This is a genomic window from Adlercreutzia equolifaciens (assembly GCF_029076695.1).
Lineage (GTDB): Bacteria > Actinomycetota > Coriobacteriia > Coriobacteriales > Eggerthellaceae > Adlercreutzia > Adlercreutzia equolifaciens_A.
On record NZ_JARFIK010000108.1, the window covers coordinates 1 to 382 of the forward strand.

The following is a 382-nucleotide window of genomic DNA, read 5'->3' on the forward strand; positions in this document are numbered from 1 at the left end:
CGTTGTCGCCCTTGTCGGCGTCCTCGCCGTCGACTTCGGCGGCAGTCTCGTCGTCCTGGCCGTCGCCCTCGTCGCCCTCAGCCGCCACCGTCTCGTCGTCAGCCGATGCCGTGGCGATGCCGTCGTCGGCAGCCGGAGCGGCTTGCTCGGCGCGGCCCTCGGCCCTATCGATGCCGGCCTCGGTGTCCCACGGCGCGGTCAGCAGACGGTCGTACCACGTCTCGTCCTCGTTGTTGCCGAAGATATGGCTGCGCACGTCCACGCGGATCTTGTAACCGCCGTCGGTGTAGCAGTCGGTCAAGGACGACGGATCCGGGTCGGCGGCGTCGGTGGCGCTGTTGTCAAGGGCGCGGCCGTACCACTTGCCCAGATCCTCCTTCAC

At 69.1% G+C, this 382-nt stretch carries 1 protein-coding gene; it reads right to left on the reverse strand.

Features of this window, described 5'->3' with window-relative positions:
• Positions 1 to 382: hypothetical protein (locus tag PZH32_RS11660; RefSeq protein WP_275208419.1), on the reverse strand; the 382-nt coding region annotated here is incomplete at both ends.